Origin of the sequence: Citrobacter sp. Ca225 (assembly GCF_030337175.1) — a bacterium.
In the GTDB taxonomy this organism is placed as follows: domain Bacteria; phylum Pseudomonadota; class Gammaproteobacteria; order Enterobacterales; family Enterobacteriaceae; genus Citrobacter_A; species Citrobacter_A amalonaticus.
On the sequence record NZ_JAOWCD010000036.1, the window covers coordinates 1 to 365 of the forward strand.

Genomic DNA, 365 nt, shown 5'->3' on the forward strand with positions numbered 1-365 from the left:
CACATGAACATTGGCTACGTCGGCAATACGAGTAACACCAGTCGTAATGGCTACGGTGTCGCCCTCGTGGACGGTGAAAACTCGCTGCTGGATGTGACGGAAGGTATTTACCTCGGGGGGTTCGCAACAACACCCAATGACGCCACCGGGATCCTCACCGTCAGCAACGGCGCAACGGTCCGCTCGGGTAACTTAATCTGGCTGGCAGTGGGAGAAGGCAGTACCGGCATCCTGAATATTGGCGGCGCAAAGGGCGAAGCACAACAGGCTGCGGGAACACTGGACCTGCCGTGGATCTACCTTGGCAACACCAGCGGTATGAGCACGGCAGAGCTCAACTTTAATCACAACAGCGACGACTTCGT

1 pseudogene is annotated in these 365 nt (G+C 57.0%); it reads left to right on the plus strand.

Going from position 1 to position 365, the window contains the following annotated elements:
• A pseudogene (locus tag OGW13_RS00800) lies at positions 1-365 on the plus strand (autotransporter outer membrane beta-barrel domain-containing protein); the annotation flags it as partial.